This is a genomic window from Stenotrophomonas sp. PAMC25021, assembly GCF_004795795.1.
GTDB classification, from domain to species: domain Bacteria; phylum Pseudomonadota; class Gammaproteobacteria; order Xanthomonadales; family Xanthomonadaceae; genus Stenotrophomonas; species Stenotrophomonas muris.
In genome coordinates this window covers 1,724,410-1,749,543 of sequence record NZ_CP039255.1, presented here as the reverse complement: position 1 = coordinate 1,749,543, position 25,134 = coordinate 1,724,410, and the positions used below count along the sequence as shown (strand labels likewise).

Genomic DNA, 25,134 nt, shown 5'->3' with positions numbered 1-25,134 from the left:
CGGTGCAGCTCCCCGCGCACCGGCCAGGTCCCGATTGTGTCAGATATCCAGGTTGGCGACCTTCAGCGCATTGTCTTCGATGAAGTCACGACGCGGTTCGACCACATCGCCCATCAGGGTGCTGAAGATCTGGTCGGCAGCGACCGCATCCTCGATGCGCACCTGCAGCAGGCGACGGGTCTCCGGGTTCACCGTGGTATCCCACAACTGCTCCGGATTCATTTCACCCAGACCCTTGAATCGCTGGATCTGGCGGCCGCGCTTGGCCTCCTCGAGCAGCCAGTTCTGCGCTTTCGCGAAGCTGTCGACTTCGATCGACTTGGCGCCGCGGGAAATCGTTGCACCTTCGCGCACCAGCCCGTGCAGCAGCTTGGAGGCCTGGTGGATCGCGCGCAGTTCGCCACTTTCGAACGCCGACAGCGGCAGCACCTGGATGTGCTCCTCGCCCATGTGGCGACGGGTCACCAGCACGGCGGCGGGGCGCTCCTCGTTGGCCTCCTGCAGTTCCAGGCTGAAACGCGGGCTGCCCAGGCTGCCCTGGTTGAGGCGCTTGGCCAGCGCATCCAGGCCTTCGCCTTCGCCCGCATTGCGCAGGCTGTCCATGTCCATCGGCACGAAATCGACCAGCGCTTCGAGCAGATTGCGGTCATAGCGGTGGGCATTGCGTTCGATGGAATCGAGCGCGGCGGCATAGGCCAGCAGCAGCTTTTCCAGCGCCAGGCCTTCGATGCCCGGTTCGCCGGTGGCCGGCACCAGCGCGGCGTTTTCCACCGCACTGCTGGCCAGGTAACTGTCCAGCGCCGGGTCGTCCTTCAGGTACAGCTCCTGCTTGCCCTGCTTGATCTTGTACAGCGGCGGCAGGCCGATGTAGACGTAACCGCGCTCGATCAGCTCCGGCATCTGACGGTAGAAGAAGGTCAGCAGCAGGGTGCGGATGTGGGCGCCGTCGACGTCGGCGTCGGTCATGATGATGATCTTGTGGTACCGCAGCTTGTCCGGGTTGTACTCGTCACGGCCGATGCCGGTGCCCAAGGCCGTGATCAGCGTACCCACCTGGTCGGAGGACAGCATGCGGTCGAAGCGTGCGCGTTCCACGTTGAGGATCTTGCCGCGCAGCGGCAGCACCGCCTGGTTCTTGCGGTTGCGGCCCTGCTTGGCCGAGCCACCTGCCGAGTCACCCTCGACGATGAACAGTTCGGACAGCGCCGGGTCCTTTTCCTGGCAGTCGGCCAGCTTGCCCGGCAGGCCGGCGATATCCAGCGCGCCCTTGCGGCGCGTCAGGTCGCGGGCCTTGCGCGCCGCTTCGCGTGCACGCGCAGCGTCGACGATCTTGCCGGCGATCGCCTTGGCTTCGTTCGGGTTTTCCTGCAGGAACTCTTCCAGGCGCGCGCCGAAGGCGTTTTCCACCGCCGGGCGCACGTCGGAACTGACCAGCTTTTCCTTGGTCTGGCTGGAGAAGCTCGGGTCCGGCACCTTCACCGACAGCACCGCGATCATGCCTTCGCGCATGTCATCGCCGGTCAGGTTGATCTTGGCCTGCTTGGCGATGCCGTTCTGCTCGATGTAGTTGTTGAGCACACGGGTCAGCGCACCGCGGAAGCCGGCAAGGTGGGTGCCGCCGTCCTTCTGCGGAATGTTGTTGGTGAAGCAGTACATCGTCTCCTGGTAGGAGTCGGTCCACTGCAACGCCACATCCACGACGATGCCGTTGTGCTCGCCGGTGACCGAGATGACGTTCGGGTGCAGCGGGGTCTTCAGCTGGGCCAGATGCTCCACGAAGCTGCGGATGCCGCCTTCGTAGTGGAAGTCATCACGGCGGCCATCGCCACGTTCGTCGGCAAGGACGATCTTGACGCCGGAGTTCAGGAACGACAGCTCGCGCAGGCGGCGAGCCAGGATGTCGTAGTGGAATTCCACGTTGTCGTGGAAGGCGACCGTCGACGGCCAGAAGCGCACGGTGGTGCCGCGCTTGGTGGTGGTTTCCAGCTTGGCCAGCGCGGTCACGGCGGCGCCGTTGCTGAATTCCTGCTGGTAGTGGAAGCCGTTCTGGAACACGTCCACCAGCAGCTTCTGCGACAGCGCGTTGACCACGCTGACGCCGACGCCGTGCAGGCCGCCGGACACCTTGTAGCTGTTGTCGTCGAACTTGCCGCCTGCGTGCAGGACGGTCATCACCACTTCGGCGGCCGACACTTCGCGACCGAGCTTGGCGCTCATCTGCTCGTGCTTGCCGGTCGGAATGCCGCGACCGTTGTCGGACACCGAGACCGAGCCGTCGGCGTGGATCGTCACCGCGACATGATCGGCGTGGCCGGCCAGCGCTTCGTCGATCGAGTTGTCGACAACCTCGAACACCATGTGGTGCAGACCGGTGCCGTCATGCACGTCGCCGATGTACATGCCGGGTCGCTTGCGGACAGCCTCCAGGCCTTCCAGGGCGGTGATGCTGTTGGCGTCGTAATTGCCGTTGTTTGCCGGGGTGTTCTGTTCGTCGCTCATTGCGCTTGCCGTAGGCTCCGCAGGTCGGCCACCGCTTGGAGCGATGCGCCGAGAATGAAAGGATTTCAACCCGAATTATACCAGCCGGGGTCGAGCGGCCCTGGTGTGCCCACTATGGCACAGCCACGATCTGTGCATGTTCCACGTGGAACCGGGCGATGTGGGTCAGTTCCTGCAGCGCCGCCGGCGTTTCGGTGGCGGTGATGAAGATCTGCGCCGGCCCACCGAGCAGGCGCTGCAGAACCCGCGCCTGGTGGGTGCGATCCAGCTCCGAGCCCAGATCGTCCAATGCGATCACCGGCCATTCGCCGCGCTGTTCCGCGTAGTCCTCGGCCTGCGCCAGCAGGCAGGCCAATGCCGTCAGCTTGGCCTGGCCGCGGGACAGCGCATCGCGACCCGGAATGCTGTGGAAATCCACGCTCCAGTCTGCCCGGTGCGGACCGACCGAGGTGTATCCGGCCTGGCGGTCACGTTCCCGGGCCAGAAGCAGCGCATCGGCCAGAGGGAGCTCGTGCCGACGCCAGCCCGGGCTGAGTTCCAGTGCCTGGATGCCGAGCTGCGGGGCCAGGCTGGAAGCCAGCGCCACGGTGCGCTGCTGCAGACGCTCCAGGTAGTGCTGCCGACGGCTGGTCAACGGTTCGCCGGCTTCAGCCAGTTCGTGATCCCAGGTATCCAGCATCCGCGACGGGCCACCTTGCTTGAGCAGGGCATTGCGCTGTTTCAGTGCCCGCGAATACCGGCGCCACAGGGACAGGAAATCAGGTTCCACGTGGAACAAGCCCCAATCGAGGAATCGGCGGCGGGGTTCACCACCACCGCTGACCAACGCATGGCTGCCTGGCTCGAATGTGACTACCGCAAGCGCTGCGCACAGATTGCCGAGCTGGGCCACGTCTTCGCCGTCCAGGCGCCCCTTCCAATCCTGACCACTGTGCCGCAGGCCGGCCTTTCGGCGGTGCGGCGGGTGATTGGCACGTTGTTCGTCCCATTCCACGAAGATTTCCAGCGCTTCCTGGCCCTGGCGCACCAATCCATCGCGGACACGACCACGGAAGCTGCGCCCATAGGCCATCAGGTGCAGGGCCTCGAGCACGCTGGTCTTGCCGGCACCGTTGTCGCCGGTCAGCAGGTTCAATCCCGGCTGGGGCGACAGCTCCACCGCATTGAAGCGACGCAGTTGGTGCAGGGCGAGGCGGCGGATAAGCATGGGGCGCGAAAGACCATCCGCACGGGGCGGCAGAGGGGCAGGGAATTCATCAGCTTACTGCATCGGTCAAGCCGGACGTGCCCGGCCAGCTATCCGGCCAGCTATGGAGCAGTTACCGCAGGTCTGCCTGCGCCCTGACCGCTGGCTCCACGTGGCGCTGTTTCCTCATCCCAGCAGATGCGGGTCTCGGCAAGCCCGGAAATCCTTCGATTCTACGAAGGGTAGCGGGGGTGTGAGCCTTGGATTTCGCCAATTTCAGGCGATGCCGTGGACAGCACTTGCCTCGTCGCCGACGAGTACCGGCGGATGAACCTGCAGATTCCTCGAAATCTACGGTCCCATGCCCTGGGCGGTTCCACAGATTTCAAAGAATTCAGACCGATCGTTCCACGCTGTCCACAGCTGCCCTGTATGACTTATACACAAGGTATGGGCAATCTGTGGATAAAAAAGCCCTTTTGCCATGCCTTCGAAACTATCCACAGGTTCCCCCCCAGGCTGGGAGGCCGATATACAGGGGGTTTCAGGTGCATAAATTTCTTTTAAATCAGTCAGATAAGGTGTTTTTCCACGAGATCTGGCTCTACCATCACCACCATGCTTTAGATTTATACCCAGATTTAGAAGCTAGGCTTGCCCCAATCTGCATCGAATCTTCCCTGTGGACAGCGGCGTTTGCAGAGGGAAGTCCATCGCGCCGCGATGCAGGATCATCGGTCCCTGTCAGGCCAGATCTGGGGACAGGCGACGAGTATCGGATCCTGCACCTGGACTTTCGATCAATCGCGACTCGTCATTGCTACGATCCAGCGATCCTGTTTTCAACGATCGAGACGAACATCCCGGAAAGGCAACGGATTTCAACCGAGCCCATCGACGGAAGTGACGTCGTCCGGAGAACTGCGTCTTCTCGATGCTCCACGTGGAACCTGCAAAAAAAAAACGCCCGGGAAGATCCCGGGCGTCGTTCGGTTCCACGTGGAACAGCAGCTGTCAGAGACGCAGCGGCATCACCACGTGGCGCGACTTCTCGCTGCTGGACTCACGTACAAGCGCCGAGGAGTTGGAATCGCGCAGCTGGATGATGACTTCCTCATCGCGCAGGGCGGAGAGAGCGTCCAGCAGGTAGTTCACGTTGAAGCCGATGGCCAGATCGCTGACCGTGGTGTCGGCTTCGATCTCTTCCTGGGCTTCTTCCTGTTCCGGGTTGTGCGCGCTGATCTTCAGGTTGCCCGGCGAGACTTCCACGCGGATGCCGCGGTACTTCTCGTTGGACAGGATCGCGGCGCGCTGAAGCGAGGCGCGCAGCGCTTCGCGATCAACCTTCACTTCACGGTCGGCACCGATCGGAATCACCGCTTCGTAGTCCGGGAAGCGGCCGTCGATCAGCTTCGAGGTAAAGGTGACATCGTCGCGCTTGACGCGCACGTGGCTGCGGCCGACTTCCAGCTCGATCTCGCGATCGCCGCTTTCCAGCAGGCGCTGCAGTTCGGTCACACCCTTGCGCGGCACGATGATCTGGCGCTTGGACCCGCTGGGCTTGGCCAGATCGGTTTCACACAGCGCCAGGCGGTGGCCGTCGGTGGCAACGGTACGCAGGGCATCGCCGCGCAGGTCGAACAGCAGGCCGTTGAGGTAGTAGCGCACGTCCTGCTGGGCCATCGCGAACGCGGTGCGCTCGATCAGCTCCTTCAGGGTCGCCTCACCGATGGCCACGCGCTCGGTGGCTTCCACTTCATCCACCGACGGGAAGTCGTTCGAAGGCAGCGTGGCCAGGGTGAAACGGCTGCGACCGGCCTGCACGGTGATCTTGTCTCCGGTCTGCGAGACGGTGATCCGGCTGCCGTCGGGCAGGGCGCGGATGATCTCGAACAGCTTGCGGGCGGGAATGGTGGTTTCGCCGTCCTGGGCATCTTCAACCGCGATCCGCGACACCATCTCCACTTCCAGGTCGGTACCGGTCAGCGACAGCTGGCCGTTCTGCACCTGGACCAGGAAATTGGCCAGAACCGGAAGGGTCTGGCGGCGTTCGACCACGTTGACGACCTGTGCCAACGGCTTGAGAAAGGCTTCGCGCTGCAGTGTGAAACGCATGTGGTTCTGTGCCCCTATGCTTTAAAAAATGTGGAATAAATCAAAAGCTTGGTGGTGCTGGTAGAGACAGAATCGCTGGAAAACAATGCTAAGTCTTTGTAATTAAAGGTATTTCAGACCTCGAAACCCTCTGCATTACCGACCCCCAAGGGGTGGGGAAAGCTGTGGATAAATCTGGCGCGATTTCAAACGGCATTTTTATCCACAACGTGTCCCGCGCTTGCTACCGGATTCTGCACCGTTTTGTGCGATGACGCCTCATCGGCATCCGTGCATCATTCGCTCAGCTTCCGGATCAGCTTGTCCCAGTCCTCGCGGAGCTTGCCGTCGGTCTCCATCAGGGTCCGGATCTGGCGGCAGGCATGCAGCACCGTGGTGTGATCGCGACCGGCAAAGGCGTCGCCGATCTCGGGCAGGCTGTGCTCGGTCAGTTCCTTGGTCAGGGCCATGGCGACCTGGCGGGGACGGGCCAGCGAGCGGGTCCGACGCTTCGACAGCAGATCCTTGATCTGCAGGCCGTAGTAGTCGGCAACGGTTTTCTGGATGTTGGGAATGCTGATCGCCTGCTGCTGGGCGCGCAGCAGGTCGCGCAGGGTTTCCTGGGCGAATTCGGTGGTGATCGCGCGGCCGGTGAAGTTGGCGCGGGCGGTCAGGGTATTCAGCGCGCCCTCGAGGTCGCGCACGTTGGAGCGCATCTTCTTGGCGATCAGGAACGCAACATCATCGGGAATCTCGGCACCGCGTTCGCGCGCCTTGGCCAGCACGATCGCGGCGCGGGTCTCGAAGTCCGGCGGTTCGATCGCGACCGACAGGCCCCAGGCAAGCCGCGACTTCAGGCGCGCTTCCAGGCCCTCGACTTCGCGCGGATAGCGGTCGCAGGTCAGGATGATCTGCTGCTTGCCATCGAACAACGCGTTGAAGGTGTGGAAGAACTCTTCCTGGGTGCGGTCCTTGCCGGCGAAGAACTGGATGTCATCGATCAGCAGCGCATCCACCTGCTGGAACTGGCGCTTGAACTGATCCATGGTCTTTTCCTGCAGGGCCCGGATCATCGCGCTGAAGAACTGTTCCGAACGCAGGTACAACACCTTTGCACCTGGATTGGCCTGGCGCATGGCGTTGCCGGCGGCGAACATCAGGTGGGTCTTGCCCAGGCCCGTGCCTCCGTACAGCAGCAGCGGGTTGTGCGCCCGGTCGCCCGGCTTCTGCGCTGCCTGGAAGGCGGCGGCCAGGCCCAGCTGGTTGCTGCGGCCTTCGACGAAGTTGGCGAACGTGTAGTGGCTGTCCAGATTGCCGGCGAAGGGCACCTGCGGTTCGCTGGACACATGCGCCGACGGCGTGGAAACCGGCGCGTTCTGCGCCTCCACAGGGCGCGGGCGCGAGCCGATTTCAAGAAAAACGTCGCTGAAACCAGCGAAATGCGCCAGCAGCTCGCGGATCCGGGCCAGGTACAGCTCGCGAACCTGGTCGACGATGAAGGCATTCGGTGCATACAGCACCAGGCTGTCCACGCGCAGATCGGCCTGCAGCGGCTTCAACCAGGTATGAACGTCTTCCGGCGGGAACTCCGCTTCGAGGCGCTCGAGACTACGGGACCAGGCATCCATCAGCAATAATCGTCCGGTGGCCGGGGCATGGACGCGACAAGGCGCCCAAACACAGGCCGGAAAGGGGGGAAATGGATGGCTCAGACTACCACCGAGCGCCCGCCTTCGGAATGCTTGTCCCCTACTTATTCACAAAAACATCCACAGCTATTGCACAGCCCGGTGAATTCGCGTAGCTGCCAGGGGTTGACGCGGGGTAGGGTACCTCTCTAGAATTTCCGGTTCTTTCCGTCCCATTCATACGAGAGGCCCCCAATGGCCACGAAGCGCACCTACCAGCCCAGCAACCTCAAGCGTAAGCGCGACCACGGCTTCCGTGCCCGTATGAAGACCGCTGACGGCCGCAAGATCCTGTCGCGTCGCCGCGCCAAGGGCCGCAAAGTCCTGAGCGCCTGATTGCCATGCCGCACCCCGCGGCAGACGCAATCCCTTCGACAGTGAATACTGCAGACCCGCGCAAGCGATTCCCTCGCTCTGCGCGGGTTCGCACGCGTGCCGAATATTCAACGGTCTTCAACGGCGCCCGCCGTGTGTCCGATCCGCTGATGACCCTGCACTGGCTGCCGGCTGACCGGCCGGCCAGGCTGGGTCTGGCGGTTTCCCGCAAGGTTGATCCGAACGCCGTGGGGCGTAACCGGATCAAGCGCGTCCTGCGCGACATCCTGCGTCAGACACGTACCGAAATCCAGCCAGGCGACTTCGTCGTCGTGGCGCGTAGTGCTGCGCGTTCCGCCAGCAACGACGAGATCCGCCAGGCCTTCCTGCGCCTGCTGCGTCGCCTGCGTGCATTGCCCGCGCCGGGCGTGGACGGCACAATGCCGCCGCCTGATGGCATCGCAACTCCTTCTTTGACCGAGCCGGCATCGCGTCCCGGCCCCGCCGAGCCTGTCCGCTGATGAACCAGACCCGCGTATTCCTCATTTTTGCCTGGCTGATGGTGGCCGTGCTGCTGTGGATGGAGTGGAGCCGTGAAAAGGCTGCTCCGACCCCGGCACCGACGACCACGTCGGCCCCGGCTGCTGCACAGAGTGTTCCGGGCGCGACCCCGGGCAGCATCCCCAGCGCGCAGGTCCCGGGTGCGCCGGGCCAGGCCGCTGTGCAGGCCCAGGCCAGCGCCACCCCGGCCAGCCAGCGCGTGACCGTCACCACCGACGTGCTGCGCCTGGTACTGGACGGCGGCCGTGTGCTCGATGCCGAGCTGCTGCAGTTCCCGCAGACCAAGGACGAAGGCAGCCCGCCGGTTCGCCTGCTGACCGAAGACCCCGCGCATCCGTACAGCGCGATCAGTGGCTGGGCCAGCGAAGACAAGAACACCCCGGTTCCCGGCGCTGACGGCTTCAAGCTGGTCGGTGATACCAAGGACTTCGTGCTGGCCAAGGGCCAGAACGAACTGCAGATCCCGTTCGTGTGGACCGCCGACAACGGCGTGACCATCAAGCGCACCCTGACCGTCTCACGCAACGAGTACGCCGTGCGCTTCAAGGACGAAGTCAGCAATGCCGGCGCCGCACCGTGGAACGGCTACGTCTACCGCACCCTGGACCGCACCCCGACCATCCTGTCGCGGAGCATGACCAACCCGGATTCGTTCAGCTTCAACGGCGCCACCTGGTACGACAACGACAAGAAGTACCAGCGTCGTGCGTTCCAGGATTACCTGGACGACGGCGCACTGAACCAGAACATCACCGGCGGCTGGCTGGCGATGCTGCAGCATCACTTCTTCACCGCCTGGATCCCGCAGAAGGACCAGACCGCGCACTACGTGCTGTCGCAGGTGGCCGGTCGTGACCTGATTGAAGCGCGTGGCCCGGCCTTCACCGTGGCCCCGGGCCAGTCCACCAGCACCGAGGCCCGCCTGTGGGTCGGCCCGAAGCTGGTCAACCTGATCGCCAAGGAAGACGTGCCGGGCCTGGACCGCGTGGTCGACTACAGCCGCTTCTCGATGATGGCGGTGATCGGCCAGGGCCTGTTCTGGGTGCTGAACCAGGTGCACAAGCTGGTCGGCAACTGGGGCTGGGCGATCGTCGGCCTGGTGGTGCTGCTGAAGCTGGTGCTGTACCCGCTGTCGGCGACCCAGTACAAGAGCGGTGCCAAGATGCGCCGCTTCCAGCCGCGCATCGCGCAGCTGAAGGAACGCTATGGCGATGACCGCCAGAAGTTCCAGACCGCGATGATGGAGCTGTACAAGAAGGAAAAGATCAATCCGATGGGCGGCTGCCTGCCGATCCTCATCCAGATGCCGATCTTCTTCGCCCTGTACTGGGTGCTGGTGGAATCGGTCGAACTGCGCCAGGCGCCCTGGTTCGGCTGGATCCAGGACCTGACCGCACGCGACCCGTACTTCATCCTGCCGGTCATCAACGTGGCAGTGATGTGGTTCACCCAGAAGCTGACCCCGGCACCGGGCATGGACCCGATGCAGCAGAAGATGATGCAGTTCATGCCGCTGGTGTTCGGCGTCATGATGGCCTTCATGCCGTCCGGCCTGGTCCTGTACTGGGTGGTCAACGGTGGCCTGGGCCTGCTGCAGCAGTGGTGGATGACCAAGCGCCATGGCGGCGAGCCGGTTGCGGCCACCACCGCTCCGGCCCCGGTCAAGAAGAAGTAATCGGTAGAGCCGGCCGCTGGCCGGCTGACCCCAGCAAAAGCCCGCCGCAAGGCGGGCTTTTCGCATGCGGCGGTAGAATCGCCGGCACACCGTTCCTCCCACCTTCGAGTCCGCCATGCCGCGTGCGTCGTCGTTCCGCCTGTTCCTGCCCTCGCTGTTGTTGACCCTGGTTGTTGCCGGCTGCGGCGACAAGGACGCGAAGGCGCCGGCGACCACCGTCACCCAGCCAAGCGCGCAGGCCGCGGCCGCCGCCGATCCGGCCGCCGCGCCGTTGCTGGCGGCGCTGCAGAAGCAGCTCGACGGCTACCGCCGGATCATCGTGCTGCTGGCAGACGAGGAACAGCAATCGGCCGCCGACCGCGGCACCTCCACGCGTGTGGGCCAGCAGCTGTTCCACGATGGCCTGGAACAGCGCACGGCGATCGCCGCGCAGTTCGACACCCTGCTGCGCGGCTCCAGCCCGCAGCGCTTCGCCACCCTCGGCACCGTGCTGGACTACATCGAGTCGGCGCCGGAACTGTTCGACGCCGACCGCCTGGCCTTCCGCGAAGTGCTGCGTGATCTGCATGAGCGGGTCGGCACTGATTCGTCGCTGCCGGCGGTGAAGCTGCACCAGCGCATCGGCGAGGACCTGGAGGCACTTGACGAGATCGAGCGAAACTACAACCAGGAACTGACCCGCATCTTCAGCCGCTTCGAGCGCACCCGTGCCATCGAGCTGAAGCGTGAGAAGTGGGACGACTACATCGCCCACCTGCACAAGGACTACAGCCGCGAAGCGATCCTGCGCGACTACGGCGTGATCGAGCCCTACCCGATGTCGATGAAGGACAGCGACCGCGAGATCTTCGGCCGCGACCTGCCGGCCAAGACCGTGGTGCTGACCTTCGACGATGGCCCGCACAAGGCCTATACCGATGAAGTGGTGGCCATCCTCAAGCGCTACGACGTGCCGGGCGTGTTCTTTGAAGTGGGCCGCAACCTTGGCAAGGTCGAGGCCGATGGCAAGGTCAGCCTCGGCCCGATGGCGAAGATCAGCCGCAACCTGATGGAAGAGGGCTATGCGGTCGGCAACCACAGCCTGACCCACGCCCAGTTGTCGCGCACCACCGGTGACGCGCTGCGCCAGCAGGTGCTCGACACCGACACGCTGCTGAAGGATGTCGACAGCAAGCGCGCGCCGCTGTTCCGTTTCCCGTATGGCGCGCGCAATGCCGAAGGCCTGCAGCTGCTCAACGAGGCCGGGCTGAAGTCGATCATGTGGAACATCGACTCGATGGACTGGGCCGACCCGGTACCGGAATCGATCGTGCAGCGCGTGCTAGACCAGGTGAACAAGGAACAGCGCGGCATCATCCTGTTCCACGACATCCACGACCGGGCGGTGAAGGCGCTGCCGCAGATCCTCGACCGGCTGATCGCCGATGGTTACCAGTTCGCCGGCTGGAACGGCCGTGACTTCACCGTCGCCCGTGCGCGCAAGGGTGATGCCGGTGCCGCCACGGTCACCACCGGCTACGAGAAGTCCTGGGCGATCGTGGTCGGCATCGACAACTATGCCAAGTGGCCGAAGCTGGAGTACGCCAGCCACGACGCGCAGGCGGTGGCCGATACCCTGACCGGGCAGTTCGGCTTCCCGTCCTCGCAGGTGATCGTGCTGAAGAACGAGCAGGCGACCCGCAACAACATCCTCGCGGCCTTCCACGATCGCCTGGCCGATGACCGCACCGGCAAGAACGACCGCGTGTTCGTGTTCTTCGCCGGCCATGGCGCGACCCGCCAGCTCGCTTCCGGGCGCGACCTGGGCTACATCATTCCGGTCGATTCGGACCCGAAGGAATTCGCCACCGACGCCATCGCGATGACCGACATCCAGAACATTGCCGAGAGCATGCAGGCCAAGCATGTGATGTTCGTGATGGATGCCTGCTACAGCGGCCTGGGCCTGACCCGCGGTGGCCCGTCGTCGTCGTCGTTCCTGCGCGAGAACGCGCGTCGCAGCGCGCGGCAGATGCTGACCGCCGGTGGTGCCGACCAGCAGGTGGCCGATGCTGGCCCCAACGGCCATTCGGTGTTCACCTGGGTGCTGTTGCAGGCGCTGGCCGGCAAGGGCGACCTCAACGGCGACGGCCTGATCACCGGTACCGAGCTGGCCGCCTACGTGGCGCCGGCCGTATCGGCGGTCTCGCACCAGACCCCGGCCTTCGGCAGCCTGCCCGGTTCGCAGGGCGGCGAGTTCGTGTTCCAGGTGCCGGACAGCCAGGAATTCCTCAACGCCGATACGCGCCAGCTGACCGCCGATGCGATCGCGCTGAACAACAAGGTGGATGCGGCCAGCGAGGCCAAGGGCAGCCAGGCGCCGGTGACGGTGGCCGACCTGCAGGGTGGCAAGGCCAAGCTGGTGGTGCCCACCGCTGGCCCGGCGTCAGACCGCCAGCGCGCGCAGCAGGCCAACGACCGCGGCCTGCAGCTGTACCGCGAGAAGCAGTACGACGAGGCAGCCGCGCAGTTCGCCGAAGCGCTGAAGCTGCGTCCTGATTTCGCCCAGGCCGCCAACAACCTCGGCTTCGTCTACTACCGCCAGCAGCGCTATGCAGAAGCCGCGCGCTGGCTGGAGAACACGCTGAAGATCGACCCGTCGCGCGCGGTGGCCCATCTGAACCTGGGCGATGCCTACTTCAACGCCGGCGACAAGGCCAAGGCGAAGCAGGCCTACACCACCTACCTGGCGCTGCAGCCGCAGGGCAGTGGCGCGGCCCAGGCGCGCGCGCAGCTGGAGAAGCTCTGAGCCATGAACGACGCGATCCGCACCGACACCATCGTGGCCATCGCCAGCGCCCCCGGCGCCGGCGGTGTCGGCCTGTTGCGCCTGTCCGGTCCGCGCGCTGCGGCGATTGCCAATGCGCTGGGGGCGCCTGCACTGCGCCCGCGCCACGCGCACTACGCGCGCCTGCGTGATGCCGACGGCGAGGTCATCGACGATGGCATCGTGCTGTGGTTCCCGGCACCGAACAGTTTCACCGGCGAAGAGGTGGTGGAGCTGCAGGGCCATGGCAGCCCGGTGCTGCTGCAGCAGCTGGTCGCGCGCTGCATCGCGCTCGGTGCGCGCCAGGCGCGGCCGGGTGAGTTCAGCGAACGGGCGTTCCTCAACGGCAAGCTGGACCTGGCCCAGGCCGAGGCCATCGCCGACCTGATCGCCGCGGGCGACAACCGTGCCGCACGCGCGGCGCGTCGTTCACTGGATGGCGTGTTCTCGCGCCGCATCGATGCGGTGGTCGAGCAGCTGGTGCTGCTGCGCATCCACGTGGAAGCGGCCATCGACTTCGCCGACGAACCGCTGGATACCCTCGGTGGCGCGCAGGTGCGGCGTGGGCTGGAACAGGCGCGCAGCGATCTGGCCATTCTGCGCCGCGATGCCGAACGCGGCCGTCGCCTGCGCGATGGCCTGCACGCGGTGCTGATCGGTCCGCCGAATGCGGGCAAGAGTTCACTGCTCAACGCGCTGGCCGGCAGCGAACGCGCCATCGTCACCGACATCGCCGGCACCACCCGCGACACCCTGCGCGAAACCATCCGCCTGGATGGCCTGGAGCTGACCCTGGTCGACACCGCCGGCCTGCGCGACGGCGGCGACGCCATCGAACGCGAAGGCATGCGCCGCGCCCACGTGGAAATCGAGCGCACCGACCTGGCGCTGATCGTGCTGGATGCGCGCGATCCGGCGGCCGGTGAAGCGGCGCTGGGCGAGGCCGTGGCGACGGTACCGCACAAGGTCTACATCCACAACAAGTCGGATCTGCTGGCGGCGTTGCCGTCGCTGGCTGATCCGGATCGGGTGTTCGTTTCGGCCGCCACCGGCGCCGGGCTCGACGACCTGCATGCGCGCCTGCGTTCGATTGCTTCGGCCGGTGCCGGTGAGCAGGTGGACGGCGAGTTCTCCGCGCGCACGCGCCACGTGGATGCGATTGAACGCGCGCAGGAACATGCGCAGCGCGCCGATGGCGAGCTGGCGCACGAGCACCTGGAGCTGGCCGCCGAGGAACTGCGGCTGGCCCACGATGCGCTGGGTGAGATCACCGGGCAGATGAGTGCCGATGATCTGCTGGGGAGGATCTTCTCCAGTTTCTGCATCGGCAAGTAACTGTAGAGCCGAGCCCATGCTCGGCTGTTCTACCCGTCAGCCGAGCATGGGCTCGGCTCTACAGGGACTGGCTTCCCCCACCTGTCACATTGCCGCCGCATACTGACGCCCATCACATACCGCTTGGGGAAGTCGCAGTGAAGTCGTGGGGTTGTGCGTTGCTGTTGTCGCTGGCCGTGGCACCATCGGTGGCCATGAGTGCTGAATCCTCCACCCCGGCCGTGCCCAAGGTGTCGGTCTACGGCCATCGCGGGGCAAGCGCCCTGCTGCCCGAGCACACCCTGGCCTCGTATGCGCAGGCCATCGCCGATGGCGCCGACTACATCGAACCGGACCTGGTGATGACCAGGGACGGGGTGATGGTGGCCCGCCACGAGAACGAGATCGGCGGCACCACCGACGTCGCCTCGCATCCGGAGTTCGCCAGCCGCCGCACCCGCAAGGTGATCGATGGGCAGCAGGTCGAGGGCTGGTTCACCGAGGACTTCACCCTGGCCGAGCTGAAGACCCTGTACGCCCGTGAGCGCCTGCCGGAACTGCGCAGCACCGCCTACGACGGCCAGTTCCGCATCGCCAGCCTGGACGAGATCCTGGCCTTCCTGGTGCAGCAGGCCGGGCGCGCCAACCGTGGCATCGGCCTCGTGCCGGAGATCAAGCACCCGACCTATTTCCAGTCCATCGGCCTGCCGATGGAAGACAAACTGCTGGCCGCGCTGCGTGGCAACGCGTACACCAATGTCGGCCCGGTCACGATCCAGTCGTTCGAGACCGCCAACCTGCGCTACCTGCATGGCAAGATCGGCCGGGGCAGCAACATCCGCCTGCTGCAGCTGCTGTGGAAGGGCGATACCCAGCCGGCCGACATCGCCAAGGCCGGCGGCACGCTGACCTACGCACAGATGATGACCCCGGCCGGGCTGAAGGACATCGCCGCCTACGCCGATGGCATCGGCCCCGAGCTGCGCTCGATCATTCCGCTGGATGCCAAGGGCGCGCTGGGCACGCCGACCGCGCTGGTACGAGATGCGCACGCGGCCGGCCTGATGGTGATTCCGTACACCTTCCGCCCGGAGAACCATTTCCAGCCCAGCAACCTGCGCAAGGGCGCCGACAACGCGCGCAACGTCGAAGGCTCGATCGCCGAGATGCGCGCCTACCTGGCGACCGGCATCGATGCCTTCTTCACCGATGATCCGGCGCTGGGCCGGCAGGCGGTGGATGGGATGGGCACAGCGGGGAACTGAGCGATCAACGCGCCGGGCATGGCCCGGCGCTACCCGGGGGCCGGTGTGCGCTGGTAGGTGCCAACCTTGGTTGGCACGCAACAACCGCGCCGACCAAGGTCGGCCACTACCGGTTCATGAGGTTGCCGGCCAGCGGCCGGCACGACCGTCCCCTCAACTGCGCGGCTCGTCCGGCCGGCGGAACGGGATCACCACGTAGTCCTGGCCCTCGCGCGGCTGCCACAGCACCGGCACGCGCTGCGGTGACGGTGGCTCCAGCTCGTCGTCGGCCAGCGGCTCGGCCTCGTCTTCTTCGTCTTCCCAGCTGTAGCGCTGGCGCGGCGGCAGGGGGTCGGCGTTGCGGAACAGCAGCGCGGCGATGATGCCGGCGAAGGCGCCGCCCATGTGCGACTGCCAGGACACGCCATCGGCGTGCGGCAATACGGTCATCAGCATGCCGCCGTAGAACAGCATGCCGATCAGGCCGGTGGCGATCGCTGCACGATCACGGCGCAGCAGGCCCAGGCTGGCCAGCAGGAACATCAGGCCGTGGGTCACGCCACTGGCACCCAGGTGCACGCTGCCCGGATTGCCCAGCATCCACGCGCCGAGGCCCGAACCCAGCCACAGCAGGGGCAGGGCGCGCACGGTGGCTTTGGGATACACACTGCCGGCCAGGGTGCCGAGGATCAGGATGGCGATGCTGTTGGCGGCGATGTGCTCGACCGAGGCATGCAGCATCGGGCCGCCGATCAGGCCGAGCAGGCCCTTGGCTTCCAGTGGCGCAACCGCCCACGGTCGCCAGTCGAACGTGCCCTGCAGGGCGAACACGGCCACCAGCACCAGCACGGCCGCCAGGCTGACATTGAACGCCCGCAGGATGCGCGAGCGGTCATTGCGGGGGGCCGGCACGTCGCCGGCGGGCAGGGGCGTGTTGTTGTCCATACCTCAGCAATGGCGGTGGCTGGCGCGAAACCAAGGCCACTGTTGCGGGAGAGTGGGTGCGGCCGGCGGGACAATCCCGCCGGCCGCGCCTTCCCACCGCTCAGGCTCAGGCGTGGCCCGAGCCTTCCTTCGGCGGGTACTTCAGGCTCAGCACCACGGTGGCGGCGATGATCACCGCGACCACGCCCAGCGACACCGGGGTCGGGATCTTGAACAGGTCGATGATCATCATCTTGATGCCGATGAAGGCCAACACCAGCGCCAGGCCGTACGGCAGCAGGTGGAAGCGGTCGGCCATGCCGGCCAGCAGGAAGAACATCGCACGCAGGCCCAGCACCGCGAACACGTTGGAGGTGAGCACGATGAACGGGTCGGTGGTGATCGCGAAGATCGCCGGGATGCTGTCCACGGCGAAGATCACGTCGGTGACCGCGATCAGGATCAGCACCGCGAACAGCGGGGTGAACCAGCGCACCCCATCGCGCTTCACGCTCAGCGCATTGCCGGCGTAGTCCGGCAGCAGGCGCAGGTGCTTGCGCATCCAGCGCAGGGCGGGGTTGGTTTCCAGATCCGGTTCCTGGCCGGCGGCGAACCACATCTTCCAGCCGGTGAACAGCAGGAAGGCGCCGAACACGTAGAGCAGCCAATGGAACTGGCTGATCAGCACGCTGCCGGCGAAGATCATGATCGTACGCAGCACGATCGCACCCAGGATGCCGATGATGAGCACCTTCTGGCGCTGCTCCTCCGGTACTGCGAAGTAGCTCATGATCATCAGGAACACAAAGATGTTGTCGACCGCCAGCGCCTTCTCGACCAGGTAGCCGGTCAGGAATTCGAGGCCGACCTTGTTGGCCACCACCTGGCCGGCGGTCTCATTCAGGTAGTACCAGAGGCCGGCGTTGAACAACAGGGCCAGCGCGACCCAGCCGATCGACCACCACAGGGCTTCCTTGAAGGTGACCTTGTGCGGTCCACCATGGCGCATCAACACGAGGTCGACCAGCAGGGCGATGACCACCACCGCTGCGAAGCCGCCCCACAACCACACGTTACCGATCGTCTGCATTGGGAATGTCCGTTGGAAAGATGAATGCCAGGCCGGACGGCGAGGATCTGCAACGGAGGATCGGGAGGGGGATCCAGGGACAGAGCTTCGCCAGTACGGCGAAGGTCTCGCTCGCAGTTCCAGTCGGCTGGAACTGCCGTTGCACCGGAGCCTGCGGGCTCGAAATGACGGCGACAACGTCTGGGAGCTACTCCCCTTCTGGCGCCGATTCTGCCGTCTGGCTGGGCCGACGTCAAATGGGGGACGAGGGGTCGGATCCCCGAAGGGGCTCTGACCCCATTCCCGAGCCCGTTCCGGCCTGGTGGGTGCCAACCTTGGTTGGCACGCCGGCGGGGGTCAGAGCCCCTTCGGGGATCTGACCCCGGCGCCCGGTTTACAATGGGTGGATGAATACCCCCCTTCCGATTGTCCGCCTCAAGAATGCGTGGCGCTCCAGCCACCCGTGGATCTTCCAGAAACTGGTCGAGAAGCCGACCGTCCGGCCCAAGCCCGGTTCCATCGTCGACGTGGTCGGCATTGATGGCGAGTTCGTTGGCCGCGGGTTCTACAACGGGCATTCGCGTATTGCCGTGCGCATCCTTGAGACCGACCAGAACGTGCCGGTGGATGCCGGCTGGTTCTCGCGCAAGATCGCCCAGGCGGTGTCGCTGCGCCGTGAGGTGCTCAAGCTCGACGCGGTCTCCGACGCCTGGCGCGTGGTGCACAGCGAAGGCGACGGCCTGTCCGGCCTGGTGGTGGATCGCTACGGCGACCTGGTGGTGGTCGAATTCTTCGCCGCCGGCATGTTCCGCCACCGCGAGTGGATCTACGACGCCCTGCGCGAGCAGTTCCCGGGTTGCCGCTTCCACAGCTTCGCCGATGAGCACGTGCAGAAACAGGAAAGCTTCGATTTCCACGGCAATACCACCACCGAAGCGTCGGTGATCACCGAGTACGGCATCAAGTTCCGCGCCGACCCGGCAGGTGCGCACAAGACCGGCTTCTTCGCCGACCAGCGCGAGAACCGCGAGTGGCTGAGCCAGCAGGTGGAAGGCAAGCGCGTGCTGGACCTGTGCTGCAACACCGGCGGTTTTGCGGTGTATGCGGCGGCGCGAGGCGCCTCGGAAGTGGTCGGCATCGACATCGATGAAGACGTCATCCAGATCGCCAAGGGCAATTCGCGCCTGAACAACGTGCGCCCGAAGTTCGTCCAGTCCGACATCTTCCCGTGGCTGCGTGATGCGGCCAATCGTGGCGAGCAGTACGACGTGGTGATCCTGGACCCGGCGAAGATGACCCGCGACCGCGACCAGGTCATCACTGCGCTGAAGAAGTACCTGGACATGAACAAGCTGGCGCTGGGCGTGGTCAAGCCGGGCGGCCTGTTCGCCACGTTCTCCTGCACCGGCCTGGTGGCCGAGGACCAGTTCCTCGACATGCTGCGCCGCGCGGCGTATTTCTCCGGCCGCACGATCCAGATCCTGAAGGTGGCCGGCGCCGGTCCGGACCACCCGTTCATGGCCCACGTGCAGGAATCGCGTTACCTGAAGGCCGTGTTCTGCCGCGTGGTGGACTGACCGCGTCACTGCCGATCTCTGTAGAGCCGAGCCCACGCTCGGATGATCTGTCTGGCAGCCGAGCATGGGCTCGGCTCTACAAAAAGGCCGGGTGCAGCGCTATGGTCGGGCTCTTCCCATTGCCGGTGAGAGCCCATGCCATCGTTGCGCCACCTGTCCGTCGTGCTCGCCGTGGCGCTGTGCGCGCCGCTTTCGGCTCACGCCATCGAGTTCAGCGCCGAGGAACTGGCCCGTGCCAAGGCGCTGCAGCAGCGCCTGGTCACGCTCGACAGCCATCTGGATACGCCGGCAAATTTCGGCCGGACCGGCTTCGACATCGAGCAGCGCCACGACCGCAACGCGCTTTCGCAGGTGGACTACCCGCGCATGGTCGAAGGTGCGCTCGATGGCGGTTTCTGGGCGATCTACACCGACCAGGGCGATCGCAGCGCAGCGGCCCACCTGGCCGAGCGTGACCACGGCCTGCAGCGACTGCTGGAAATCCGCGAGATGCTGGCGGCCAATCCCGCGCGCTTCGCGCTGGCACTGACCGCCGATGATGCGGCGCGGATCAAGGCCGCCGGCAAGCGTGTGGTCTACATCAGCATGGAAAATGCCAGCCCGCTGGTGGAAGACCCGAGCCTGCTCTCGTTCTACCACCGCGCCGGCCTGCGGCTGCTCAGCACCGTGCACTTCGCCAACAACGAGTTCGCCGATTCGGCCACCGATCCCAAGGGCGCGGAGTGGAAGGGCCTGAGCCCGGCCGGCAAGGAACTGGTGCGGCAGGCGGTGAAGCTGGGCATCGTGATCGACCAGTCACATGCATCGGACGCGGTGTTCGATGACCTGCTGGCGATGATGCCGGTGCCCTTCGTGCTGTCGCACAGCTCGGCCAAGGTGGTCTACGACCACCCGCGCAATCTTGATGACGCGCGCCTGCGCAAGCTGGCCAAGGCCGGCGGCGTGATCCAGGTGAACGCCTATGGCGGCTACCTGATCGACACCGCGAAGACGCCCGAGCGCACGCAGGCCGAAGAAGCGCTGAGCAGGCAGCTGGGCGGCTGGGAAGGCATGGGCATCGAGCAGGGTGTTGCCCTGCTGAAGGCCGAGCAGGCACTGGACCACGAGCACCCGGTGCGCCACGCCAGCCTGGATGATTTCTTCGCCCACTTCGAGCACATCCTCAAGGTGGTCGGCCCCGAGCACGTGGGCATCGGCCTGGACTGGGATGGCGGCGGTGGCCTGAGTGACCTGCCCGATGTCAGCCAGCTGCCGAAGATCACCGCCTGGCTGCTGCGCAAGGGCTATACCGAGCAGCAGATTGCCGGCATCTGGGGCGGCAACCTGCTGCGGGTGATGCGCCAGGCGCAGGATTACGCCGCAAAGCAGGGCGGTTGAAACGCCGTGCGGTGGTGCCGGCCAGCGGCCGGCATTGCCCCTATCAACAGGATTCGGGTTGCCGGCCAACGGCCGGCACCACCGGCGAGCCGGTTATTTCGCGATCAGTGCGTGGCGGCGGCTGTACAGGAAGTACAGCACCAGGCCGGCCACGTTCCACAGCAGGAAGTACAGCTGGGTGCTGTGCGGCAGGCTGAGGAACAGGTAGATGCAGCCCAGCGCGGCCAGCGGGCCGACCACGAAGGCCAGCGGCGTGCGGAACGTGCGCGCGCGGTCCGGCTCGCGCAGGCGCAGCACCACCAGGCAGACGCCCACTGCAGTGAACGCGGCCAGGGTACCGGCATTGGCCAGCGCGGCGATCTCGTCCAGGCGGGCCACGCCGGCCAGCGCCGACACCACCACCGCAGTGAACAGCGTGGTCGCCACCGGCGTGCCGGTACGCGCGTTGACCTTGGACAGGCCACGCGGCAGCAGGCCGTCGCGGCTCATCACGAAGAAGATGCGGCTCTGGCCGTACAGGAAGGCCAGCAGCACGGTCGGCAGCGCGATGATCGCAATCACGCCGATCACCATCGCCGCTGTCGGATGGCCCAGCTGGCGCATGATCAGCGCCAGCGGCTCGGCGCTGTGCCCGAACACGGCGTAGCTCATCGCACCCACTGCGGCCAGCGCCACCAGCACGTAGACAATGGTGCAGCCGATCATCGAACCGATGATGCCGATCGACAGGTCACGGCCCGGGTTCTTGGTCTCCTCCGCAGCAGTGGAGATCGCATCGAAGCCGTAGAAGGCGAAGAAGATGATCGCCGCTGCCGCCATCACGCCGTGCTCGACGCCATCGGGGCCCATCGACTTGGCAAAGCCATACGGCATGAACGGCTGCAGGTTGGCGCTGTCGAACGCAGGCAGGGCCACGGCCACGAAGATCGCCAGCGCGATCAGCTTGAACACCACCAGGATGGCATTGAGCGTGGCGCTTTCCTTGGTCCCGGCCATCAGCATGCCGGCCACCAGCCAGGTGATGATGATCGCCGGCAGGTTGATCATGCCGCCTTCCACGTGCGGGCCGGCTGCCAGCCAGGCCGGCAGGTGCACGTTCCAGCCGAACTGGGTGTGGACCCATTCGAGGAAGCCGACGAAGTAGCCGGACCAGCCCACCGCCACCGTACTCACCACCAGCGAGTACTCCAGGATCAGGCTCCAGCCCACCACCCAGGCGAACACCTCGCCCAGCGCACTGTAGCTGTAGGTGTAGGCGCTGCCGGCGGCCGGCATCATCGTCGACAGCTCGGCATAGGACAGCGCCGCACAGGCGCAGACCGCACCGGCGATGGCGAAGGAGATCAGCACGGCCGGGCCGGCCAGATTGGCACCGACGCCGATCAGCGTGTAGATGCCGGTGCCGACGATGGCACCGATGCCCAGTGCGATCAGGTGCGGCCAGCTGAGCGTCGGGATCAGGCGCCTGCCGGCTTCGTGGACGGTGACGGAATCTAGGGACTTGCGCCGGAACAGGGACATGCAGGCCTCGGAAGGGGTGACTAAGAACGACAAGTTCCCGAGTGTGACCGAACGCAGCGCAGCATTACCACTGACGGGGGTCATGCATGGCGGGGCACGCGCTGCGCCCCGGCCAGGCTGCCGGAATCGGCACAATCCGGCGGCAGCCACCGGTGTACGTTCGTCCCGGCCCCCGCTAGGACTCGATGTTGGCCATGCCGCTGACCGAATAGCGTTCGCCGGCCGCGGCATGCAGCGGGAAGGCCGCATCCAATGCGTCCAGCGTGGCCGCATCCAGTTCCACCTGCAGTGCAGCGAGGTTCTCGTCCAGCCGTGCCCGCCGCGTCGTGCCCGGGATCGGCACGATGTGCCCGCCGCGCGACAGCACCCAGGCCAGCGCCAGCTGCGAGGCAGCGATGCCGCGCTCGGCGGCCAGCGCCTGCACGGTGTCCACCAATGCCAGGTTGCGCTGGAAGTTTTCGCCTTCGAAGCGGGGCGAGGTGCGCCGGTAATCGTCGGCGTCGAAGTCGTCCGGGCTGCGGATGGCGCCGGTCAGGAAGCCACGGCCCAGCGGCGAATACGGCACGAAGCCGATGCCCAGCTCCGCCGTGGTGGCCAGCACTCCGTTCTGCTCCGGCTCGCGCGACCACAGCGAGTACTCGCTCTGCACCGCCGTGATCGGGTGCACCGCATGGGCGCGGCGGAGGGTGGCCGCCGAGGCCTCGGACAGGCCCAGCCAGCGCACCTTGCCCTGTTCCACCAGGCGTGCCATGGCACCCACGGTGTCCTCGATCGGCACGGTCGGGTCGACGCGGTGCTGGTAGTACAGGTCGATGTGGTCCACGCCCAGGCGACGCAGGCTGGCCTCGCAGGCGGCCTGCACATAGTCCGGGTGGCCGTTGATCTGCCGCGCCTTCGGGTCAGCCGGGTCCAGGCCGATGCCGAACTTGCTGGCCAGGAACACCTGGTTGCGGCGGCCGGCAATCGCGCGACCGACCAGCACCTCGTTGGTGTGCGGGCCATACACATCGGCGGTGTCGAGCAGGGTCACGCCACGGTCCAGCGCGTGCCGGATGACGGCAATGCCGTCATCGTCACTGCCGCGGCCGCCGTAATACGCGCTCATGCCCATGCACCCCAGGCCGAGGGCGGACACGGTGGGGCCGGCGGGGCCGAGAGTACGGGTCTTCATGTGGATCTCCTTGGGGAAGGCGCCACGTCTGGATGGGCAGTGGCGAGGGGCACAGCATCCTCCACGCCATCATGTGGATAAACTGCGTGTCACCGGACTTACCTTGAAGGCTGCCTTCACAATGGATGCCTCCGTCCCGCTTACTGCTGTGGTCGCTTTCGTCCACGTGGCCGAGCACGCCAGCTTTACCCGCGCCGCCGATGCCCTGGGTGTGTCGACCTCGGCGCTGTCGCAGAGCGTGCGCGCGCTGGAAGCGCGGATGGGCGTGCGGCTGCTGCAGCGGACCACGCGGCGGGTCAACCTGACCGAGCACGGCGCGCGTTTCCTGCAGCGCGTGCGCGGCGGCCTGGACCAGATCGACCAGGCCTTTGCCGAACTGGACAGCGCGCGCTCGGTGCCTGCCGGGCGGCTGCGCGTGACCCTGCCGCGCATCGTCGCCGATCGCATGGTGCTGCCGCGGCTGCCCGACTTCCTTGCGCGTTACCCGCAGGTGCAGGTGGAACTGTGCGTCGACCCCGCGCTGACCGATCTGGTGGCCGAGGGCTTCGATGCCGGCATCCGCCTGGGCGAATCACTCGCACAGGGCATGATCGCGGTGCCGGTCGGGCCACCCGAGCGGCAGGTGGTGGTGGCCACGCCGGCCTATTTCGAACGCCATGGCGTGCCGCAGACCCCGCATGACCTGCAGGGCCACGCCTGCATCGTGCACCGGCTGGCCAACGGCCGGCTGATGCCCTGGGAGTTCAGCCGCGACGGCCACGACCTGGACGTGCAAGTGAGCGGGCGGCTGGTGTTCAACGATGCCGGCGTCGCCCATGGTGCCGTGCTGGCGGGTCTGGGCATGGCCCAAGGCTTCGCCTCGTTGATGGCCGACGACATCAACGCTGGGCGACTGCAGAGCGTGCTGCAGGACTGGCAGCCGCCATTCCCCGGCTTCCACCTGTACTACCCCGCGCGTGAGCAGATGGCGCCCAAGCTGCGGGTGTTCATCGACCACCTGCGCGCGGAGATGCACGACCGGTAGATGCCAACCTTGGTTGGCATGCTTCAATCGACCACGCGCGCCGCTACGCCTCCCGGCCAATGGCAGCCATCCTCCTGCCACGCCTCGCCGTCATCGTGGAAGGTGGTGCGACGGCCATCACGGGCGCGTTCGTAGCTCAGATCCAGTACCAGCGCGCCCTGCGTGCTCAGCAGGTAGCGGCCGTTGAGGCGCCCGTCGATGCGCTCTTCCCACACGCTGTCGAACTGGTACGGGCGATCTTCGGCCAGCACCGTGGTCTCCATCGAGATCCGGTACAGGGGCAGGCGCTCGCGCTGGCCGGCGTAACGCACGTCGGCCCGGCCGTCTTCCAGCCAGCGCCATTCCAGGTGGATGTTGTCGTTGCGACCGCCCGTCAGGCAGCGATGGTCCTGCACGGTGCCGGCAGAGGCGGCACCGGCCAGCAGCAGGGTCATGCCGAACAGTGGCAGCCGCCCGTTCATCCGTTCAGCCCCAGGCGGATGCCGAACCCCACCAGGAACAGGCCGGCCACGCGACGCAGCGCATCGCTGATCCGCGGGTGCTGGATCAACCGGCGGCGGGCCAGGTTGCCCACGCCGATCAGCATCGAGCAGTAGGCGATACTGACCACCAGGATGATGCCGGCCAGCGCGGCGAAGGTGGCGATGCCCTGGTGCGCCTTCGGATCGATGAACAACGGCAGGAAGGCCATGTAGAACAGGATCGCCTTCGGGTTGAGCAGGCTGACCAGGATCGCCTGCTGGAAGTAGCGGCCGGGTTGCATGCGGATCGGGCCGGCGTCGCCGCCCTCGTGCTTGGGCGTGCGCAGCAGGCTGATGCCGACCCACACCAGGTAGGCCGCGCCGAGGTACTGCACGGCGTGGAATACCAGAGGATTGGCCTTCAGCAGTGCGGCCACGCCGGCCAGCGCCAGCCACATCAGGATCTGGTCGCCGACCAGCAGGCCGGCCAGTGCGGTGTAGCCGCCGCGCACGCCGCCACGGCCGGTGGCAGTCAGCAGCGTGAAGGTACCGGGACCGGGCAGGGCGAGAAACACCAGCACGGCGACCAGAAACGTCCACAGGTCCTGGATGCCCATCCACGGCATGG

19 protein-coding genes are annotated in these 25,134 nt (G+C 66.0%); 9 read left to right on the top strand and 10 right to left on the bottom strand.

All coding sequences use genetic code 11. The features are described from left to right. Positions 1–39: 39 nt before the first annotated feature. The 4 genes from gyrB to dnaA form a co-directional block, all read right to left on the bottom strand. The gene (gene gyrB / locus E5790_RS08260; RefSeq protein WP_014645407.1) at positions 40–2,499 is read right to left on the bottom strand and encodes a DNA topoisomerase (ATP-hydrolyzing) subunit B; all 2,460 of its coding nucleotides are present in this window, start codon (positions 2,497–2,499) and stop codon (positions 40–42) included. 112 nt (positions 2,500–2,611) lie between these two features. Then, positions 2,612–3,706: a DNA replication/repair protein RecF gene (recF, locus tag E5790_RS08255; RefSeq protein WP_014645406.1), complete on the bottom strand. Its 1,095-nt coding sequence runs from the start codon at positions 3,704–3,706 to the stop codon at positions 2,612–2,614. 993 nt (positions 3,707–4,699) lie between these two features. Further along, positions 4,700–5,800: a DNA polymerase III subunit beta gene (gene dnaN, locus E5790_RS08250; RefSeq protein ID WP_005411731.1), complete on the bottom strand. Its 1,101-nt coding sequence runs from the start codon at positions 5,798–5,800 to the stop codon at positions 4,700–4,702. 275 nt (positions 5,801–6,075) lie between these two features. Next, positions 6,076–7,407 (bottom strand): chromosomal replication initiator protein DnaA, encoded by a 1,332-nt coding sequence (dnaA, locus tag E5790_RS08245; RefSeq protein ID WP_014645405.1) that lies wholly within the window; start codon positions 7,405–7,407, stop codon positions 6,076–6,078. Between the two features lie 255 nt (positions 7,408–7,662). On the opposite strand from dnaA, the gene rpmH reads away from it, so the two are divergent. From rpmH to E5790_RS08215, 6 genes are all read left to right on the top strand, one after another. Beyond that, positions 7,663–7,803: a 50S ribosomal protein L34 gene (gene rpmH, locus E5790_RS08240; protein ID WP_005411729.1), complete on the top strand. Its 141-nt coding sequence runs from the start codon at positions 7,663–7,665 to the stop codon at positions 7,801–7,803. A 5-nt stretch (positions 7,804–7,808) separates the two neighbouring features. After that, positions 7,809–8,303: a ribonuclease P protein component gene (rnpA, locus tag E5790_RS08235; protein ID WP_080053031.1), complete on the top strand. Its 495-nt coding sequence runs from the start codon at positions 7,809–7,811 to the stop codon at positions 8,301–8,303. Next, complete coding sequence (gene yidC, locus E5790_RS08230) at positions 8,303–10,018, top strand: membrane protein insertase YidC (RefSeq protein ID WP_136191724.1); 1,716 nt, start codon at positions 8,303–8,305, stop codon at positions 10,016–10,018. The genes rnpA and yidC overlap by 1 nt, the downstream gene beginning before the upstream one ends. A gap of 115 nt (positions 10,019–10,133) precedes the next feature. After that, positions 10,134–12,806 (top strand): polysaccharide deacetylase family protein, encoded by a 2,673-nt coding sequence (locus tag E5790_RS08225; RefSeq protein ID WP_032958459.1) that lies wholly within the window; start codon positions 10,134–10,136, stop codon positions 12,804–12,806. Between the two features lie 3 nt (positions 12,807–12,809). After that, positions 12,810–14,159 carry a tRNA uridine-5-carboxymethylaminomethyl(34) synthesis GTPase MnmE gene (gene mnmE / locus E5790_RS08220; RefSeq protein WP_111205865.1) on the top strand — a complete coding sequence of 450 codons (1,350 nt, stop codon included), beginning with the start codon at positions 12,810–12,812 and terminating at the stop codon, positions 14,157–14,159. Between the two features lie 137 nt (positions 14,160–14,296). After that, a complete protein-coding gene (locus tag E5790_RS08215; protein WP_111205866.1) occupies positions 14,297–15,403 on the top strand; it encodes a glycerophosphodiester phosphodiesterase in 1,107 nt (368 codons plus the stop codon). 153 nt (positions 15,404–15,556) lie between these two features. Here the strand turns inward: E5790_RS08215 and E5790_RS08210 are convergent, their stop codons facing one another. Then, complete coding sequence (locus tag E5790_RS08210; RefSeq protein WP_111205867.1) at positions 15,557–16,327, bottom strand: rhomboid family intramembrane serine protease; 771 nt, start codon at positions 16,325–16,327, stop codon at positions 15,557–15,559. A 106-nt stretch (positions 16,328–16,433) separates the two neighbouring features. After that, positions 16,434–17,396 (bottom strand): TerC family protein, encoded by a 963-nt coding sequence (locus E5790_RS08205; RefSeq protein WP_014648950.1) that lies wholly within the window; start codon positions 17,394–17,396, stop codon positions 16,434–16,436. Positions 17,397–17,782: 386 nt separating this feature from the next. On the opposite strand from E5790_RS08205, the gene E5790_RS08200 reads away from it, so the two are divergent. Beyond that, the gene (locus tag E5790_RS08200) at positions 17,783–18,952 is read left to right on the top strand and encodes a class I SAM-dependent rRNA methyltransferase (RefSeq protein WP_014648949.1); all 1,170 of its coding nucleotides are present in this window, start codon (positions 17,783–17,785) and stop codon (positions 18,950–18,952) included. 135 nt (positions 18,953–19,087) lie between these two features. Then, a complete protein-coding gene (locus E5790_RS08195) occupies positions 19,088–20,329 on the top strand; it encodes a dipeptidase (protein ID WP_111205868.1) in 1,242 nt (413 codons plus the stop codon). Between the two features lie 93 nt (positions 20,330–20,422). On the opposite strand, the gene E5790_RS08190 is transcribed toward E5790_RS08195, so the two are convergent. After that, a complete protein-coding gene (locus E5790_RS08190) occupies positions 20,423–21,850 on the bottom strand; it encodes an amino acid permease (RefSeq protein WP_111205869.1) in 1,428 nt (475 codons plus the stop codon). 175 nt (positions 21,851–22,025) lie between these two features. Further along, positions 22,026–23,021, bottom strand: a complete 996-nt coding sequence (locus tag E5790_RS08185; RefSeq protein ID WP_046433390.1) for an aldo/keto reductase — start codon at positions 23,019–23,021, stop codon at positions 22,026–22,028. Positions 23,022–23,142: 121 nt separating this feature from the next. On the opposite strand from E5790_RS08185, the gene E5790_RS08180 reads away from it, so the two are divergent. Then, the gene (locus E5790_RS08180; RefSeq protein ID WP_032958441.1) at positions 23,143–24,045 is read left to right on the top strand and encodes a LysR family transcriptional regulator; all 903 of its coding nucleotides are present in this window, start codon (positions 23,143–23,145) and stop codon (positions 24,043–24,045) included. A 23-nt stretch (positions 24,046–24,068) separates the two neighbouring features. Here the strand turns inward: E5790_RS08180 and E5790_RS08175 are convergent, their stop codons facing one another. Further along, the gene (locus E5790_RS08175; RefSeq protein WP_136191723.1) at positions 24,069–24,506 is read right to left on the bottom strand and encodes a hypothetical protein; all 438 of its coding nucleotides are present in this window, start codon (positions 24,504–24,506) and stop codon (positions 24,069–24,071) included. After that, positions 24,503–25,132 (bottom strand): leucine efflux protein LeuE, encoded by a 630-nt coding sequence (gene leuE, locus E5790_RS08170; protein WP_005411716.1) that lies wholly within the window; start codon positions 25,130–25,132, stop codon positions 24,503–24,505. The genes E5790_RS08175 and leuE overlap by 4 nt, the downstream gene beginning before the upstream one ends. Positions 25,133–25,134 lie beyond the last annotated feature (2 nt).